The 14954-nt window shown below is 56.2% G+C and carries 16 protein-coding genes; 5 read left to right on the top strand and 11 right to left on the bottom strand.

Annotated features, from left to right (window positions below; translation table 11 throughout):
* Positions 1-54 precede the first annotated feature (54 nt).
* Genes rfaD through rfaC form a run of 3 tightly spaced genes read left to right on the top strand, consistent with a single transcriptional unit; the run spans position 55 to position 2999 of the window.
* Positions 55-987, top strand: a complete 933-nt coding sequence (gene rfaD / locus RTX96_RS05605) for an ADP-glyceromanno-heptose 6-epimerase (protein WP_312670455.1) — start codon at positions 55-57, stop codon at positions 985-987.
* 8 nt (positions 988-995) lie between these two features.
* Positions 996-2042: an ADP-heptose--LPS heptosyltransferase RfaF gene (gene rfaF, locus RTX96_RS05600; RefSeq protein WP_312268384.1), complete on the top strand. Its 1047-nt coding sequence runs from the start codon at positions 996-998 to the stop codon at positions 2040-2042.
* 3 nt (positions 2043-2045) lie between these two features.
* Positions 2046-2999: a lipopolysaccharide heptosyltransferase RfaC gene (gene rfaC / locus RTX96_RS05595; RefSeq protein ID WP_312670453.1), complete on the top strand. Its 954-nt coding sequence runs from the start codon at positions 2046-2048 to the stop codon at positions 2997-2999.
* A 7-nt stretch (positions 3000-3006) separates the two neighbouring features.
* Here rfaC and RTX96_RS05590 read toward each other — a convergent pair whose 3' ends face one another.
* Genes RTX96_RS05590 through rfaQ form a run of 7 tightly spaced genes read right to left on the bottom strand, consistent with a single transcriptional unit; the run spans position 3007 to position 10284 of the window.
* Complete coding sequence (locus RTX96_RS05590) at positions 3007-3702, bottom strand: lipopolysaccharide core heptose(II) kinase RfaY (RefSeq protein WP_312670451.1); 696 nt, start codon at positions 3700-3702, stop codon at positions 3007-3009.
* 30 nt (positions 3703-3732) lie between these two features.
* Positions 3733-4839, bottom strand: a complete 1107-nt coding sequence (locus tag RTX96_RS05585) for a glycosyltransferase family 9 protein (protein ID WP_312670449.1) — start codon at positions 4837-4839, stop codon at positions 3733-3735.
* Between the two features lie 18 nt (positions 4840-4857).
* The gene (locus RTX96_RS05580; protein WP_103820500.1) at positions 4858-5868 is read right to left on the bottom strand and encodes a glycosyltransferase family 9 protein; all 1011 of its coding nucleotides are present in this window, start codon (positions 5866-5868) and stop codon (positions 4858-4860) included.
* Entirely contained in the window at positions 5865-7259 is a 1395-nt protein-coding gene (locus RTX96_RS05575) for an O-antigen ligase family protein (RefSeq protein WP_312670447.1), read from the bottom strand. Before RTX96_RS05575 ends, RTX96_RS05580 begins: the two co-directional genes overlap by 4 nt.
* Before the next feature lie 43 nt (positions 7260-7302).
* Positions 7303-8100 carry a lipopolysaccharide core heptose(I) kinase RfaP gene (rfaP, locus tag RTX96_RS05570; protein ID WP_312268379.1) on the bottom strand — a complete coding sequence of 266 codons (798 nt, stop codon included), beginning with the start codon at positions 8098-8100 and terminating at the stop codon, positions 7303-7305.
* A complete protein-coding gene (locus tag RTX96_RS05565; RefSeq protein ID WP_312670445.1) occupies positions 8093-9217 on the bottom strand; it encodes a glycosyltransferase family 4 protein in 1125 nt (374 codons plus the stop codon). Before RTX96_RS05565 ends, rfaP begins: the two co-directional genes overlap by 8 nt.
* Positions 9214-10284, bottom strand: coding sequence for a lipopolysaccharide core heptosyltransferase RfaQ (gene rfaQ, locus RTX96_RS05560; RefSeq protein WP_312670444.1), 1071 nt, complete (start codon positions 10282-10284; stop codon positions 9214-9216). Before rfaQ ends, RTX96_RS05565 begins: the two co-directional genes overlap by 4 nt.
* Before the next feature lie 320 nt (positions 10285-10604).
* Between rfaQ and waaA the strand changes: the two genes are divergently transcribed.
* Together waaA and coaD are read left to right on the top strand one after the other, a co-directional pair.
* Entirely contained in the window at positions 10605-11882 is a 1278-nt protein-coding gene (gene waaA, locus RTX96_RS05555) for a lipid IV(A) 3-deoxy-D-manno-octulosonic acid transferase (protein WP_103820505.1), read from the top strand.
* Positions 11883-11891: 9 nt separating this feature from the next.
* Entirely contained in the window at positions 11892-12371 is a 480-nt protein-coding gene (coaD, locus tag RTX96_RS05550; RefSeq protein ID WP_103820506.1) for a pantetheine-phosphate adenylyltransferase, read from the top strand.
* Between the two features lie 202 nt (positions 12372-12573).
* Here coaD and mutM read toward each other — a convergent pair whose 3' ends face one another.
* From mutM to radC, 4 genes are all read right to left on the bottom strand, one after another.
* A complete protein-coding gene (mutM, locus tag RTX96_RS05545; protein WP_312670443.1) occupies positions 12574-13383 on the bottom strand; it encodes a bifunctional DNA-formamidopyrimidine glycosylase/DNA-(apurinic or apyrimidinic site) lyase in 810 nt (269 codons plus the stop codon).
* A 71-nt stretch (positions 13384-13454) separates the two neighbouring features.
* Positions 13455-13622: a 50S ribosomal protein L33 gene (rpmG, locus tag RTX96_RS05540; RefSeq protein WP_003024094.1), complete on the bottom strand. Its 168-nt coding sequence runs from the start codon at positions 13620-13622 to the stop codon at positions 13455-13457.
* Positions 13623-13644: 22 nt separating this feature from the next.
* Positions 13645-13881 (bottom strand): 50S ribosomal protein L28, encoded by a 237-nt coding sequence (rpmB, locus tag RTX96_RS05535; protein WP_002436699.1) that lies wholly within the window; start codon positions 13879-13881, stop codon positions 13645-13647.
* A 216-nt stretch (positions 13882-14097) separates the two neighbouring features.
* On the bottom strand, positions 14098-14793 hold the full coding sequence (gene radC / locus RTX96_RS05530) for a RadC family protein (protein WP_103820508.1): 696 nt from the start codon (positions 14791-14793) through the stop codon (positions 14098-14100).
* Positions 14794-14954: the final 161 nt, after the last annotated feature.

Raw genomic sequence — 14954 nt, 5'->3', positions numbered from 1 at the left:
AAGGTATTCATGCCTGAGATTGTCTCAGCGCATCCACATTTAAAGGTTACAGTTATGATTATCGTTACCGGCGGCGCAGGCTTTATCGGCAGCAACATTGTCAAAGCGCTTAATGACAAAGGCATCACCGACATTCTGGTGGTCGATAACCTGAAAGATGGCACCAAGTTCGTCAACCTGGCCGATCTGAACATCGCCGACTATATGGATAAAGAGGATTTCCTCATCCAGGTCATGGCGGGCGAAGAGTTCGGCGACGTCGAAGCCATCTTCCACGAAGGCGCATGCTCCTCCACCACCGAGTGGGACGGCAAGTACATGATGGATAACAACTATCAGTACTCCAAAGAGCTGCTGCACTACTGCCTGGAGCGCGATATTCCGTTCCTGTACGCCTCCTCTGCGGCCACCTACGGCGGACGCACCAGCAACTTTATCGAGTCCCGCGAGTATGAGCAGCCGCTGAACGTCTATGGCTACTCCAAGTTCCTGTTCGATGAGTACGTGCGCCAGATCCTGCCGGAAGCAAGCTCGCCGATCGTCGGCTTCCGCTACTTCAACGTCTACGGTCCGCGTGAAGGCCATAAAGGCAGCATGGCCAGCGTTGCTTTCCACCTCAACACCCAGCTGAACAACGGCGAAACGCCGAAGCTGTTTGAAGGCAGCGACGGCTTCAAGCGCGACTTCGTCTACGTTGGCGACGTGGCGGCAGTGAACCTCTGGTTCTGGGAAAACCGCGTCTCCGGTATCTACAACCTCGGCACCGGCCGCGCAGAGTCCTTCCAGGCCGTGGCCGACGCCGCGCTGGCGTTCCACAAGAAGGGCGAGATCGAGTACATCCCGTTCCCCGAGAAGCTGAAAGGCCGCTACCAGGCGTTCACCCAGGCGGATCTGACCAATCTGCGTGCGGCCGGCTACGACAAGCCGTTTAAAACCGTTGCCGAAGGCGTAGCGGAGTATATGGCCTGGCTGAACCGCGACGCGTAAGAACCTGCATGAAAATACTGGTGATCGGCCCGTCATGGGTGGGCGACATGATGATGTCGCAAAGTCTCTATCGCACGCTCAAGGCGCGCTATCCCCAGGCGACAATCGACGTGATGGCACCCGCATGGTGTCGTCCGCTGCTGTCGCGGATGCCGGAAGTGAATGAAGCGATCCCTATGCCGCTTGGGCATGGGGCGCTGGAGCTTGGTGCGCGTCGCCGGCTTGGCGTGAGCCTGCGCGAGCGCCGCTACGATCGCGCTTACGTGCTGCCAAACTCGTATAAATCTGCCTTAGTACCTTTCTTTGCCAATATCCCCGTGCGCACCGGCTGGCGCGGCGAGATGCGCTACGGCGTGCTTAACGACGCTCGCGTGCTCGATAAGCAAGCCTGGCCGCTGATGGTCGAGCGCTACGTGGCGTTGGCCTACGATAAAGGCGTGATGGACTCGGCAAAAGACCTACCCCAGCCGCTGCTCTGGCCGCAACTGCACGTAGAAGAGAGCGAGCAGCGCCGCACCTGTCACACCTTCGGCATCCTGACCGATCGCCCTGTTATTGGCTTCTGCCCCGGCGCGGAGTTTGGCCCGGCGAAGCGCTGGCCGCACTATCACTATGCCGAGCTGGCAAAGCAGCTGATCGACGAAGGTTACCAGGTGGTGCTGTTTGGTTCAGCGAAAGATCACGAGGCGGGGAATGAGATTCTGACCATGCTGAGCCTTGAGCAGCAGGCATGGTGCCGTAATCTGGCCGGTGAGACACAGCTTGAGCAGGCGGTGATTTTACTGGCGGCCTGTCGGGCGGTAGTTACCAACGACTCCGGCCTGATGCACGTTGCCGCCGCGCTTAACCGCCCGCTGGTGGCGCTGTACGGTCCCAGCAGCCCGGACTTTACCCCACCGCTGTCGCATAAGGCGCGGGTGATCCGCCTCATTACGGGCTATCACAAAGTGCGCAAAGGCGATGCGGCAGAGGGCTATCACCAGAGCCTAATCGATATTCAGCCTGAGCAGGTGCTGGAGACGCTCAACGGCCTGCTGCTGGATGAAGAAGGCTAACGGATGCGGGTACTGATTGTTAAAACGTCCTCGATGGGTGATGTGCTACACACCCTGCCCGCCCTGACGGACGCTATGCAGGCGATTGCCGGGATCCGCTTCGATTGGGTCGTAGAGGAGGGCTTCGCCCAGATCCCCTCCTGGCACGAGGCGGTGGATCGCGTTATTCCAGTGGCTCTGCGCCGCTGGCGTAAAGCCTGGTTCTCCGATCCGGTGAAGGCCGAGCGGCGGGCGTTTCGCGAGACCCTGCGAGCGGTGCACTATGACGCGGTGATCGACGCCCAGGGGCTGGTGAAAAGCGCGGCGCTGGTCACCCGGCTGGCGCATGGCCTGAAGCACGGCATGGACTGGAAAACCGCGCGCGAGCCGCTGGCCAGCCTGTTCTTCAATCGTCGCCACCACATCGCTAAGCAGCAGCATGCCGTGGAGCGCACCCGGGAGCTGTTTGCGAAAAGCCTGGGCTACAGCAAGCCGCAGACCCAGGGTGACTACGCCATTGCGCAGCATTTTGTCAAAGAGAGTACAACGGGCGCGCCTTACGCCGTGTTTCTGCATGCCACCACGCGGGATGATAAGCACTGGCCAGAAGCCCGCTGGCGGGATCTGCTGGCGTTGATGGCGACGTCGGGGTTAAAGATTAAGCTGCCGTGGGGGGCACCTCATGAAGAAGCGCGCGCCAGACGGCTGGCGGAAGGGTTTGATTATGTGGAGGTACTGCCGCGCCTGAGCCTGGAGAAGGTGGCTCGCGAGCTGGCAGGGGCGAAGATGGTGGTATCGGTCGATACCGGGCTCAGTCATATGGCCGCCGCCCTCGACCGCCCTAACTTCACGCTCTATGGCCCGACCGATCCGGGGCTGATTGGCGGCTACGGCAAGAATCAGCTGGCGGTGCGTTCACCACATGGCGATCTGCAGCAGCTCACCGCAGAGAACGTGTTTAAAACGATAACGCCCTGACAGGGCGTTATTTTTTATGCTTAAGGGCGCGTATTTTTCGCCGCAGCGCCTCTTTAGTACGGATGATCTTATACACCCGGCTACTGCTTTTAATGTTCACGCCAAATTTCCTGCGCAGCGCCAGCAGATCGTTTGCCTGGCACACCTTCACGCTTGCCTTGCAGGAGATATCGATAATGCGGAGAGTGCCGCCAGGCGTCAGGATAAAGTTGCCATAGTGGATATCGTTTGAGGCCAGCCCGTGGCGATGCAGCTCCAATATGCACTCGATGATTTGCGGAATATACTGCTCAGGGTTCTCTACCTCGGTAAGCGGCGTACCTTCAATATACTCGTAGAAGGCGTAGACATCCTGCGTAGTGCGAAAACGGTTTTTTTCGGCAACGAAGTAGAGCTCCTGGAAAACGTGGCAGCCCTCATCCACAGCGCGGTCCATCAGCCTGATTAGGCGTGACTGGAACGGGCCAAATATAAAATTGGCGATCTTCTTCTCAAGCCGCTTATCCCGCTCGCGATCCTCTTTTAGAATATATTTGCGCTTCTCCGAGGCGATAATTGCCACTGACCTGGCGGCACTGCCGCTGGCCAGTTTGCGCACCGGGATTTGGTTATTTTTATACTGCGTAAGCAGGGTGGTGAAATCATCATCGTTGATGCGCTGATAGATCTCAAAACCCTGTTTACGGCTAAACGCCACGCTCATTATTGTTTTCCTTATACCCGCGAACAAAAGCTAGAGAAACGTTTTCACCCGCGCATACACTTCGCTAAGGCTAATTTTATCTAATGCGGAAGCGTAGTGTTGTTCATCAAATGTGGTAAAGGCTTTATAGATAACCGAGTGTAGCTCTGGATCCTGGTAGGGGCCATAGAGCATAGGCGAGGTCACCACGAACATGCTCACGGTTGGGATCTGCATCGCCACCGCCAGGTGCAGAGGGCCGGTATCGGACGTCACCAACAGGCTCATCTTCTTGATCTCCTGCAGCAGGCCGGGAATAGTGGTTTTGCCAATCAGCGGCAAAACGCGATCGTGGTAGCGGGCATCGAGCTGCTGTAGAAACTTATCCTGCAGCGCGACTTCGTTCGGTGCACCAATCAATACAATTTTTACCGCGTCATAATCGTTAATCAGCTGGGTCGCGAGACGGGCAAAATTCTCTGTCGACCAGCATTTGCGCAGGCTCGACGCCCCCATCTGGAAGCCAATATACTTCACCGCCGGATCGCGGGTCGCTTCATCTACCACAACCTCTGCGGGCAGGCGCATCGCCCGGGAGGGCTCATGGCTAAGGAAAGGGGCAATAAGCTCCAGCTTGCGCTGAATAGTATGACCCACAAAATTCTTCAGGCGGCTGGTCGCCCATTTGCTGACCAGGGGAATAGCCTGCTTATCGTTATCGATAAAGACATATTTTGCCCCGGCGCGAAGGGCGCTGAGAAAATCATACGGCGTATGGGAGTGCAGAATAATTGCCGCGTCCGGGCGGCCCTGCTGTTTGATGTTTTTTACCAGCGCTGAGACCGTGGTCAGCTTGTTATCCCAGGCGATCAGGCTATCCCAATCTTTACCCGCCGAAAGAAACTGCACCATTTTTTTATGGCAGATAAGGGTAATATGCGCGTCTGGATACCCCTGGCGGATGGCGTGGATCGCCGGGGAGTTCATCATGAAATCGCCCAGCGCCGTCGAGGAGTAGATAACAATATTTTTGATATTGCGCTTATCTTCCTGGGCGAATTCCGCCTGGGTAGAGGCCAGGCCGTTCTTCCCTGTATACAGCCGCAAAAACAGGTTAACCAGAATTAGCTGTATCTTCTTTCTCAGTGCTCGAATCATTCAGTGAAACCTGTTCTATTAACGCTGTTCCTGCAGACGAATGAAGGCATTATACACCTCATCAACCGGGATGTTGCGGACATCATAGCCCTCACCCTGTAGCAGTTCATGCGGTACGGCCCACGGCGTCCAGAGCCACGCCGCTTTGTTGCCAAATAGCGCAACAATCGGTTTATGCACCCCTGCGGCAATGTGCAGCGCGCCGCCGTCGCTGGTAACAATCTGATTGCACAGCGACATGCCCGCCATCAGCTCGCGGATATTGGCTGTGACGACCGGGATCAGCGACACGCCCTGGCAGTTATCAATGATATAGCGCGCCTTCTCATCATCCCCCGGGTGCAGTTTGTTATCCGCGCTGCCCGGGGACCAGAAGAGCAGGATATGGCACGGCTGCTGAGCAGTAAGCCGCTGCGCCAGAGCGACGAAGTTCTCCACCGGCCAGCGCTGTTCGGGCCGGCGGGAGCTAATCTGTAACCCATAGATCGGCAGGCCGTCATTGGGAAGATTAATCTTCTGCTTAATGGCCGCCGTCTCTTCAGGCCGCACGTACAGCTCCAGCGGGCCAGGCTCAGCGGTGATGCCCAGCGGCTCGGCTAAGCGCGCCAGCAGCTTCACCAGGTGCTCGTTTTGAGTTGACTCCGGCAGCGCGTCGGTCACTTCAGGCGGGCAGTCGTTACCAATAGCGATGATTTTTTTCGCCCCTGCCAGCTTTGCCCACTGCAGCGGACGTTTATCCCAGCGCTCTTTGGCAACAATCGCCACGTCATAGCGTGCGCGGCGCAGATCGATAATGGTTTTTAACCGCTGCCACAAAACGCTTAATGCCGACGTCCCTTTGCTGCGGTGGTGCAGCTTGCTGTAGAGAAATACGTTGCCTACGTGCGGGTTATTATCCAGCACCGGCTTGTTGTAGGTATTGACCAGCAGATCGACCTTGCTCCCCGTTTCGCGGGCAATGGTCGCAATCAGCGGCGTGGTCAGAATCAGATCGCCAATGTTATCGCGACGAATAATCAGAACCTTCATGACGCACTCCCTGGTACGCTGTTTTTATCTTTAGTCACGATCAAGCCAATCATCAGGCCGGTAAAGGCCATAAACTGCTCTAAGAAGTGATCCCTTAACATATTATCTACGCTGGAGCGGAAGAGGAAACTTACCGCCATTAACGATAAAAAGAGACCTGGCATGATTAGCTTTTTAGAAAACGCGTTCCAGCCAACCACAATTAACGAGATAACAAAGCATAACCAGCCCACGAGACCAATAAAGCCGTTTTGCAGCGCAAAATCGATGACGCCGTAGTGGCTATTTTCCTGCTCAATGGTGGGATCGTGGTAAGCCTTCTGTAACAGCACCAGGAAAGCATCTTTTCGTGGGCCCGTGCCGAAGGGGTTTTCGAATACCAGCTTCCAGCCCTGATGGAAAAAGGTTGAACGGCAGGCGTTAGACTCATCCAGCACCCGGCCGGTGCTGTCCTGCAGCGTTGGTCCTTTAAAGCCGTCGTAGCAGCGGTTATCCACTGAGAGGTTCCACCCGGAGACGGCATCCTGGCTCAGGCTCTGCCAGCGTGGATCCTGGGTCCACGAGGTGTAGCCTACGGCGGCAACCATCAGCGCCACCGCGGCCCCAGTTAACAGCATCTTCTTACGATTGTCCCGGCTGAGCATTTTGGCGGCGATAAAAATGCAGATAGAGATAGTGCTGCCAATTAAACCGATCGTTCCCCAGCGGGTATTGACTAACGCAGTGGCGACAAAGCAGATGGCAATGAAAAAGAGCAGCAGGCTGGTTTTAAAGATTAAAAACTTGCGGTGCAGGAACAGACGGGAAAGCAGCTCGGCAAAGAGAATGCCGCAGATGAAGTTAATCTGGAAACTCATCTCGGTGCGCGTGCGGACAATCCAGGTCACGCCCCAGTCAATATAGCCGTTACGCAGGTACATAAAGGCAGTCTGGATGACATGGATAAATATGACGCCCAGCGAGCAGAGCACCACTAAAGAGAGAAAGCGGGTTTTACTCAAGCCACGAAAACAGCTGGCGCTAAAGGAGTAGATAAGCAGGCCGATGAAAAAGAGCAGCCCGGCGCGCAGATATTGCCCCTGCCAGCTGCGGAACATCTGCTTAAGATCCGGGGCAACAAATAACCCGTTCAGCAAGGTAAATGCCAGCAGGCCAGCAAGTATATAGATCGGCATACGCGATGTCGCGTTATGCGCCAGCGGCATGCCCTGCTTTTTAAAATAGAGAAACAGCGTCATTGCCAAACTAAGGTAGATAAACAGGTTGCGGTTGGCAGGCAGATTTGAGTTCTCAATCGGCCAGACGAAGCACAGAACGCAGAAACAGAAAAGCAGAAGCGAGGTGGTCACTTTTTTAGCGGAAAGATTCGCTAAAGACTGAACGGCTATCATATTAAAACCCATCATAAAACTGACAATCAGCTGTAAAAAAGCGCTACAAGTTATTGCGCTGCGAATGCGTTACGATCTTATGAGTCTTACGCTCATATGACGATAGTAACTGCCCTTCACTCTTAAATATCGCCTTCAAATCCGTGGCGAAATAGATCTTCATAAAACGTAAAATATCCCGCTGCGTCAGACCGATATTGACCGAGGAGAAGTAGAGGCCAATAAGGTCTTTATCACGCCAGCGCTGCGGAACACGACGGCGGATCTGCGCCCGGTGCAGGTCGATAATCGACAGTTTTAAATCCCGCTCCTCTCCGGAAAAAGGCAGGTGCAGCAGAAAATGGCATAAATAGCAGTCGCGGTGGTTAACGCCAGCCTGATGCATCTTGCGCACCATCGTAGCAACGCGACGAATCAGCATGCGCTTCACGTGCAGATCGGGCGGATTCACGCGCCAGTCGGCACAGTAATCTTCGAGGCTGATGGTCGGGGTGAGATCCTCGGTAATGATAAACGAGGTCTTAGTCAGCGGATTGGCCCCTTTCTCCCCGAAGCCCACGCCGTGCATGGTGTCAACGCCGCACTCGTGCAGGCGGTGAATAGCGTTCCACTCCCGGTCGGCCCCCAGCACCGGCAGACGCAAAGAGAAAAGATTCTTGACCACCTCTTTTACCGACGTGCCCTGGTGCCACTTCAGGAAGTAGCTCTTGCCGGCCAGCTCAAAGCGGATCGTTCTGCGCGTTTCAAGTTCGCGAAACACATCGCCCTGCAGTTTTTTCACTTCGGCAAAAGCATCTTTACCGCGCCATAAGGTGGCCAGCGGCTCTTTCAGTTCAACCATTCACTTCACCCGTTATCATATCAGCCACCTTTTCCGGCAGGCTGTAGAGATCCTGCGTATCCGCATAGTGACGGGCGTTGGCCGCCCACTCGCTCAGGCACGACGGCGTACTCAGCGCATCGGCCAGCGTCTTGTTCAGTGCTGCCTGCGAAAACGGTTCGTTAATTACTACGCCACAGCGGGCATTCGCTATGTAGGGCGCGTAGCCACAGACCTCGGTGACAATCACCGGTAGCCCTGCCGCTACCGCCTCCAGCAGCACAATGCCCGCCGCCTCCTGTTTTGCAGGGTGCACAAGCAGGTCCGCTGCTGCCATCAGCTCCGCCACGTCGCTGCGTCCGGCAAAGAAGTGTACATTCTCTTTTATGCCCAGCTTTGCGGCAAGGGCAGCGAAGGGTCCAGGTTTATCCTGCCCGACGACAAACAGCAGCGTATCTTGCCGCACGGCATCAGGCAGCGCGGCGATGGCCTCGATAGTGCGCGCCACACCCTTACGGTTAAAATCTGACCCCACCTGCAGGACAAAGTTCTGATCCGCGCCGATGCGGTTTTTTTCCCGGTAGATATGACGGCTATCGGGGATCTGCTGGCTGTATTTGCGATCGGGATAGATGCCGGGCGGCAAAATATGAAAGCGCTCAGGCTCGGTGTGATAGTGGCGCTGGAAATCGGCAATCTGCTTATCCGTCAGCATCAGCAGCTGCGTCTTTTTGCCCTGTTCAAAGGTTGCTCGCTCAAAGGCCGCGTAGTGACGGTAGCGTGACGTCAGACGGTAGAAAAAGCCCTTCTCCTGCGCCACCTTCTCGGCATAGCAGACGTCTGCCGCATAGTAGAGATCGAGGCCTGGCATCTTGTTAAAGCCCACGACCCGCGCCACCGGATGCTGGGCAAGATGCGCTGTTACCCACTGATAGTACTCGGCGTTGCGCCCGTGATTAGTGCGTTTCCTGACCGGAACGACAATCAGCTCAAACTCCTCGGGACACTCGCCCTGCCAGGACTGGGTATAGACCCGTACCTGGTGGCCGCGCCCTGCTACCGTCCGGGCAATGCGCATAAAATCGCGCTGTAGCCCGCCAAACGGGAAGTATTTATAGAGACAAAAGGCAATAATCATAGCGAGCCACCCGCCGACCCGGCAGCGTTAAGCGACGGAAGCAGCTTCCGGGCTGCGGCAATGACCTCCTCCGCAGGGATCACAGAGAGGTAGCGCCGGTTGCGATCGAGCTGGTCACGCGTCGGCATCGGCTGGTAATTCCCGGCCCAGAGCACGACGGCGTCATCTGACCACGGACGCCAGGCAATATGATCGGTTGCGCCAAACAGGGCAATGATTTTGGTTTTTACCGCCGCGGCGATATGCATGGGCGCGGAGTCGACGCCGATAAACAGCGCGGCGTGGTCGATCAGCGCGGCCAGCTCGGGAAAACGCGTTTTCCCCGCCAGCGCGGTGACCGGTCGCGTTGCGCAGGCGCCAGCAATCTCTTCCACACACGCCAGGTCGTCCGCGCCAGGCCCGGAGGTGAGCACCACCTCATAGCCCTGATGATGCAGCGCATCGATAACCTGCGAGAATTTGCTGTTATCCCAGCACTTAAAGGCCTGCCGCGCCGTAGGTTGGATCACCACATAGTGCTCCCCTACCCCAGCAGCGTTCAGCTGCTCGCGCATCGCCTGCCAGTTTTGTCCGGTATAGCTCATGGTCAGCTCGCGGCAATCTTCGGTGATCCCCAGCGGACGCAGGGCCGACAGGTTGCGCTCAACAATGTGATCGCCAACGACAGGCGCATGGTGGGTAAAGCTTTTACGCCAGAAAGCCGCCTGCCGATGGGAGAACGCCTGCGAAATTTTGACGCGGGCAGGCAGGCAGCGCACCAGCGCAGCGACCATCCACTGGTCAGTCAGATTGATGATGAGATCGTAACGGTTGGCGCGCAGCTGTTTGAGCACATCCACAAAGTTGGCGATTTTCTCTCCGGCGTTGGCTTTTTTATTTTTGAGGCCGTAGAGCGCGTTGATCTCTGCATTTTCTGACAGGATGGGGATCGTATCCTGGTAGAGCAGCACGTCGATTTTCGCATCAGGGTAGCGGCGTTTCAGGGTGCTTACGACGGGCGTCGTGAGCAGCATATCCCCATGAAACCGCATTTTTATCAGCAGAATTCTTTGAAATGGCTTTTCCACAAGCGGCTCTTATCCGTTGATGATGACCAGTATAGATAACAATAAGCACGCTACCGCCCAGGCTTACCCGCTGCCCGTGCACCGTAACGCGCCCATTTTTGCGCGCTAGTGTAGCATTTTTTGCTGTCTAAGCCGACACGAATGTTTTTTCAGCAACCCGCTGATTTCAACTAACTTTATAAAAATACTACAAAAAAGTAAGCGATTTAGGATTCATCGCCCGCGGAAGAGGGGATTTGCAGCGAATTCGGCAAAAGTAATGGCATTGATGCAGCTAAATACATAGAATTCCCAGCACATCCATCAGCCAGTTGCGTACTATGCTTCAATTGCTTTACACCACTCTTTTCTACCTGATTCAGCCGTTTATCTGGCTGCGTCTCTGGGTGCGTGGTCGCAAAGCACCGGCCTACCGCAAACGCTGGGGCGAGCGTTACGGCTTCTATAAGAAACCGCTTAAGCCCGGCGGCATTCTGATGCACTCCGTTTCCGTAGGCGAAACCCTGGCGGCCATTCCGCTGGTTCGCGCCCTGCGCCACCGCTATCCCGATCTGCCGATTACCGTCACTACGATGACCCCGACCGGCTCGGAGCGCGTGCTCTCCGCTTTTGGCAACGACGTGCAGCACGTCTACCTGCCCTACGATCTGCCGGACGCGCTCAATCGTTTTCTAAACGCCGTGGATCCGAAGCTGGTGCTGGTGATGGAGACCGAACTGTGGCCAAACCTGATCGCCGCTCTGCACAAACGCCAGATCCCGCTGGTGATCGCCAACGCCCGTCTCTCTGCGCGCTCCGCTAAAGGCTATGCAAAGCTGGGCGATTTTATTCGCACTCTGCTGCGCCGAATCACGCTCATTGCTGCCCAGAACGAAGAGGATGGCGAGCGCTTTATTGCCCTTGGGGCAAAGCGTAACCAGCTCACCGTCACCGGCAGCCTGAAATTTGATATCTCTGTGACGCCGCAGCTTGCTTCCCGGGCAGTGACGCTGCGCCGCCAGTGGGCGCCGCACCGCCCCGTCTGGATTGCCACCAGCACCCACGAGGGCGAAGAGAGCATTGTTATCGAGGCGCACCAGGCACTTTTGCGCGAGTTTCCTAACCTGCTGCTGATTCTGGTTCCACGCCATCCGGAACGCTTCCCGGACGCCATCAACCTGGTGCGTCAGGCGGGCCTGAGCTACATCACCCGCTCATCCGGCGAGGTCCCCTCCAGCAGTACCCAGGTCGTGGTGGGCGATACAATGGGCGAGCTGATGCTGCTCTACGGCATTGCCGATCTCGCCTTTGTTGGTGGCTCACTGGTAGAACGCGGCGGGCATAACCCGCTGGAGGCCGCTGCGCATGCTATTCCGGTGCTGATGGGGCCGCATACGTTTAACTTTAAAGATATCTGCGCTCGTCTGAGCCAGGCGGATGGTTTGATCACCGTTGCTGACGTCGCCTCGCTGAGCAAAGAGGTCGCCTCCCTGTTGACCGATGAAGACTACCGCAACTTTTACGGTCGCCATGCGGTAGAGGTGCTCTATCAAAACCAGGGTGCGCTACAGCGTCTGTTACAATTGCTGGAACCCTATCTGCCACCAAAAGCCCATTAAGGTTTTTATATGCAAAAGCGCGCTATTTACCCGGGCACCTTCGATCCGGTCACCAACGGCCATATCAACATCATCACCCGGGCCGCGGGCATGTTCGATCGGGTTATCATGGCGATTGCCGCCAGCCCGAGCAAAAAGCCGCTCTTCTCTTTGGATGAGCGCGTTGCCCTGGCGCAGGAAGCTACCGCCCATCTTGAAAACGTTGAGGTCATTGGCTTCAGCGATCTGATGGCGAGCTTTGCCCGCGACCAGCAGGCGACCATTTTGATCCGTGGTCTGCGGGCGGTGGCGGATTTTGAGTATGAGACCCAGCTGGCGCATATGAATCGCCACCTGATGCCGGAGCTGGAGAGCGTCTTTCTGATGCCCGCCAAAGAGTGGTCGTTCATCTCGTCATCGCTGGTCAAAGAGGTGGCGCGCCATCAGGGCGACGTTACGGACTTCCTGCCGCCAAACGTGCACCAGGCGCTGATGGAGAAGCTTAAGTAGGATTCGCTACGCCTTACCCGATCTACGGTGAGCAGGGTGCACTGCGTAGGCCCGGTAAGCGTCAGCGCCACCGGGCGTTACTCTGCTGACGCTGCAATGCCGGGCGGCACTGCGTTTGCCCGGCCTACGGTGGGCACGGTGCGGTTTGCAGCTCAGACACATAAACACACTTACAGGTGATAGCAGTATTTACGTGATGCGACTACTTCTGGCAATTGCGGCAGTAGAAGGTCGCGCGCTGGGCGTGCTTGGTCGCCACAATTGGCGTTGCGCAGACGCGGCAGGGTTCGCCTTTACGTCCGTAAACCTGCAGCTGCTGGGCGAAATAACCCGGTTTCCCATCGCTTTGCAGAAAGTCTTTTAACGTTGTCCCGCCCTGCTCTATCGAGCGCAGCAGCACCGCCTTAATCACCTGCACCAGCAGGGCATACTCTTCATAAGAGAGCGACGAGGCGAGTCGGTCGGGATGGATCCCGGCGGCAAACAGCGATTCGCTGGCGTAGATATTGCCCACGCCCACCACCAGCTTGTTATCCATCAGCCAGGGTTTAATGGCGGTTTTCTTTTTGGCGCACTTCTGCTGCAGATACTCTGCATTGAACGCATCGCTGAGCGGCTCCGGCCCCAGGTGCGCCAGCACGTTATGCCCCTCCAGCTCTTTGGTCCACAGCCAGGCACCAAAGCGGCGCGGATCGGTATAGCGCAGCACTTTGCCGTTGCTCATCACCAGATCGACATGATCGTGCTTCTCGGCAGGAAGATCGTGCGGCAGGATGCGCAAGCTACCGGACATGCCGAGATGGACGATGATCCAGCCGTCGGGCAGCTCCAGCAGCAGGTATTTTGCCCGCCGCTGCACGCTCAGCACGGGTTTATCGCTCAGGCGGTGGATCTCGTCGGAAACGGGCCAACGCAGGCGGCCATTGCGTACCACCGCGTGCAGGATAGTTTGACCCACCAGGTGCGGCTCTATACCGCGGCGGCTGGTTTCTACCTCAGGTAATTCAGGCATGTTTCCTCCTTAGAGACGCAGAATGCAAAAAACCCGGCCGAAGCCGGGTTTCTGTACAAGAAAACTAAAACTTATTTAATTTTAGCTTCTTTGTAAAGAACGTGCTGACGGACAACTGGATCGAACTTTTTCAGTTCCAGTTTTTCCGGCTTAGTACGTTTGTTCTTCGTAGTGGTATAGAAGTGACCAGTACCAGCAGAAGAAACCAGCTTGATTTTCTCACGAATACCTTTAGCCATGATTTATTTCCTCTTTAAGTACTTAGTACTTTTCGCCACGGGCACGCAGTTCAGACAGAACTGTATCGATGCCTTTCTTATCAATTACACGCATACCTTTAGCAGATACGCGCAGGGTGACAAAACGCTTCTCGCTCTCAACCCAGAAACGGTGAGAGTGCAGGTTCGGCAGGAAACGGCGTTTAGTCGCGTTCAGTGCGTGGGAACGGTTGTTACCGGTCACCGGACGCTTGCCAGTAACTTGGCAGACTCGGGACATGTCTATTCTCCAAAAATCAAATTAGCTCGAGCTTCGTATAGGGTTTTGACGCCTCGTCAGGCTGTAAGGCCCGGTCACGGCGGTTCAGTGTGAACTCGCGATTGCCAGGCCCAAATGCCAAACCCGAGATTCTCAAAGGTGGCGTAGTATACGCTGTGTCGGCTGTGTGCTCAAGTCCCGAACAGACAAAGATCCCGCTGGATCGCGCGGGGTGGTTTAAATCCAACCACGTTCGGCAAATGAAACCCACTCTCCCCGGCCTACCACGAGGTGATCTAATACACGGATATCCATGAATTCACAACATTTTACCACACGTTCGGTAATTTGTTTATCGGCAAAACTGGGTTCCGCACAACCTGAAGGATGATTATGGGCAAGGATCACGGCGGCGGCGTTGATCGCGATGGCTTCCCGGACAATTTCCCGCGGATGCACTTCAACATGGCTCAGCGTGCCGGAAAAGAGGCGGCTGTGCCGGAGCACCCGGTTCTGGTTGTTGAGATAGATGACCAGAAAGATCTCGCGCGGCTCGTCGGCAAGCTGGCTTTGCAGAAACGCTTTGGTGGAGTGCGGGCTGTCCAGGACCTGCGCCTCCTGAATGCTGGACGCATGGTAGCGGCGCGCTAGCTCGGCGATGCCTTTAAGCTGGGCAAACTTAGCTACGCCGATACCCGACACCTCGGCAAACTGCTCCGCATCCGCGGAGAGCAGAGCGTAAAGTGAACCGAAATGCGCGACCAGATATTCAGCGAACGCCATCACGCTGCGCTCCGGCGTGCCGGTACGCAGAAACAGCGCCAGCAGTTCGACGTCGGTGAGAGATGCAATTCCCAGGCGCAGCATCTTCTCGCGGGGCATCTTTTCACGCGGCACGTTCTTATATGACGTCAGCGGCGTAGCCGTCTCCATAGCGCTCCTCCCTGTAAAAACCCTATTTTGCCACGGCGCAACCGGCGGCTCGATCTGCGGTTTCCGCATTTGCGTGGCAGCTCGTAAAGGGAGTGATGCGCAAAAGCACCTCACTTTACAGAGTGTGATAAAATGCCCACCTTCTGGTGAAACCCCAACAG

This window comes from Pseudescherichia sp. (genome assembly GCF_032052675.1).
Classification (GTDB): domain Bacteria; phylum Pseudomonadota; class Gammaproteobacteria; order Enterobacterales; family Enterobacteriaceae; genus Pseudescherichia.
Note: the sequence above shows the minus strand (reverse complement) of the source record. Positions and strands in the feature narration are given on the sequence as shown.

Bases quoted from the DNA above. Each gene is read 5' to 3' on its own strand.
- waaA (WP_103820505.1), top strand. From the start codon at position 10,605: ATGCTTCAATTGCTTTACACCACTCTTTTCTACCTGATTCAGCCGTTT.
- RTX96_RS05575 (WP_312670447.1), bottom strand. From the start codon at position 7,259: ATGATAGCCGTTCAGTCTTTAGCGAATCTTTCCGCTAAAAAAGTGACC.
- coaD (WP_103820506.1), top strand. From the start codon at position 11,892: ATGCAAAAGCGCGCTATTTACCCGGGCACCTTCGATCCGGTCACCAAC.
- RTX96_RS05580 (WP_103820500.1), bottom strand. From the start codon at position 5,868: ATGAAGGTTCTGATTATTCGTCGCGATAACATTGGCGATCTGATTCTG.
- rfaD (WP_312670455.1), top strand. From the start codon at position 55: ATGATTATCGTTACCGGCGGCGCAGGCTTTATCGGCAGCAACATTGTC.
- RTX96_RS05590 (WP_312670451.1), bottom strand. From the start codon at position 3,702: ATGAGCGTGGCGTTTAGCCGTAAACAGGGTTTTGAGATCTATCAGCGC.
- RTX96_RS05585 (WP_312670449.1), bottom strand. From the start codon at position 4,839: ATGATTCGAGCACTGAGAAAGAAGATACAGCTAATTCTGGTTAACCTG.
- rfaC (WP_312670453.1), top strand. From the start codon at position 2,046: ATGCGGGTACTGATTGTTAAAACGTCCTCGATGGGTGATGTGCTACAC.
- rfaP (WP_312268379.1), bottom strand. From the start codon at position 8,100: ATGGTTGAACTGAAAGAGCCGCTGGCCACCTTATGGCGCGGTAAAGAT.
- mutM (WP_312670443.1), bottom strand. From the start codon at position 13,383: ATGCCTGAATTACCTGAGGTAGAAACCAGCCGCCGCGGTATAGAGCCG.
- rpmG (WP_003024094.1), bottom strand. From the start codon at position 13,622: ATGGCTAAAGGTATTCGTGAGAAAATCAAGCTGGTTTCTTCTGCTGGT.
- RTX96_RS05565 (WP_312670445.1), bottom strand. From the start codon at position 9,217: ATGATTATTGCCTTTTGTCTCTATAAATACTTCCCGTTTGGCGGGCTA.
- rpmB (WP_002436699.1), bottom strand. From the start codon at position 13,881: ATGTCCCGAGTCTGCCAAGTTACTGGCAAGCGTCCGGTGACCGGTAAC.
- rfaF (WP_312268384.1), top strand. From the start codon at position 996: ATGAAAATACTGGTGATCGGCCCGTCATGGGTGGGCGACATGATGATG.
- radC (WP_103820508.1), bottom strand. From the start codon at position 14,793: ATGGAGACGGCTACGCCGCTGACGTCATATAAGAACGTGCCGCGTGAA.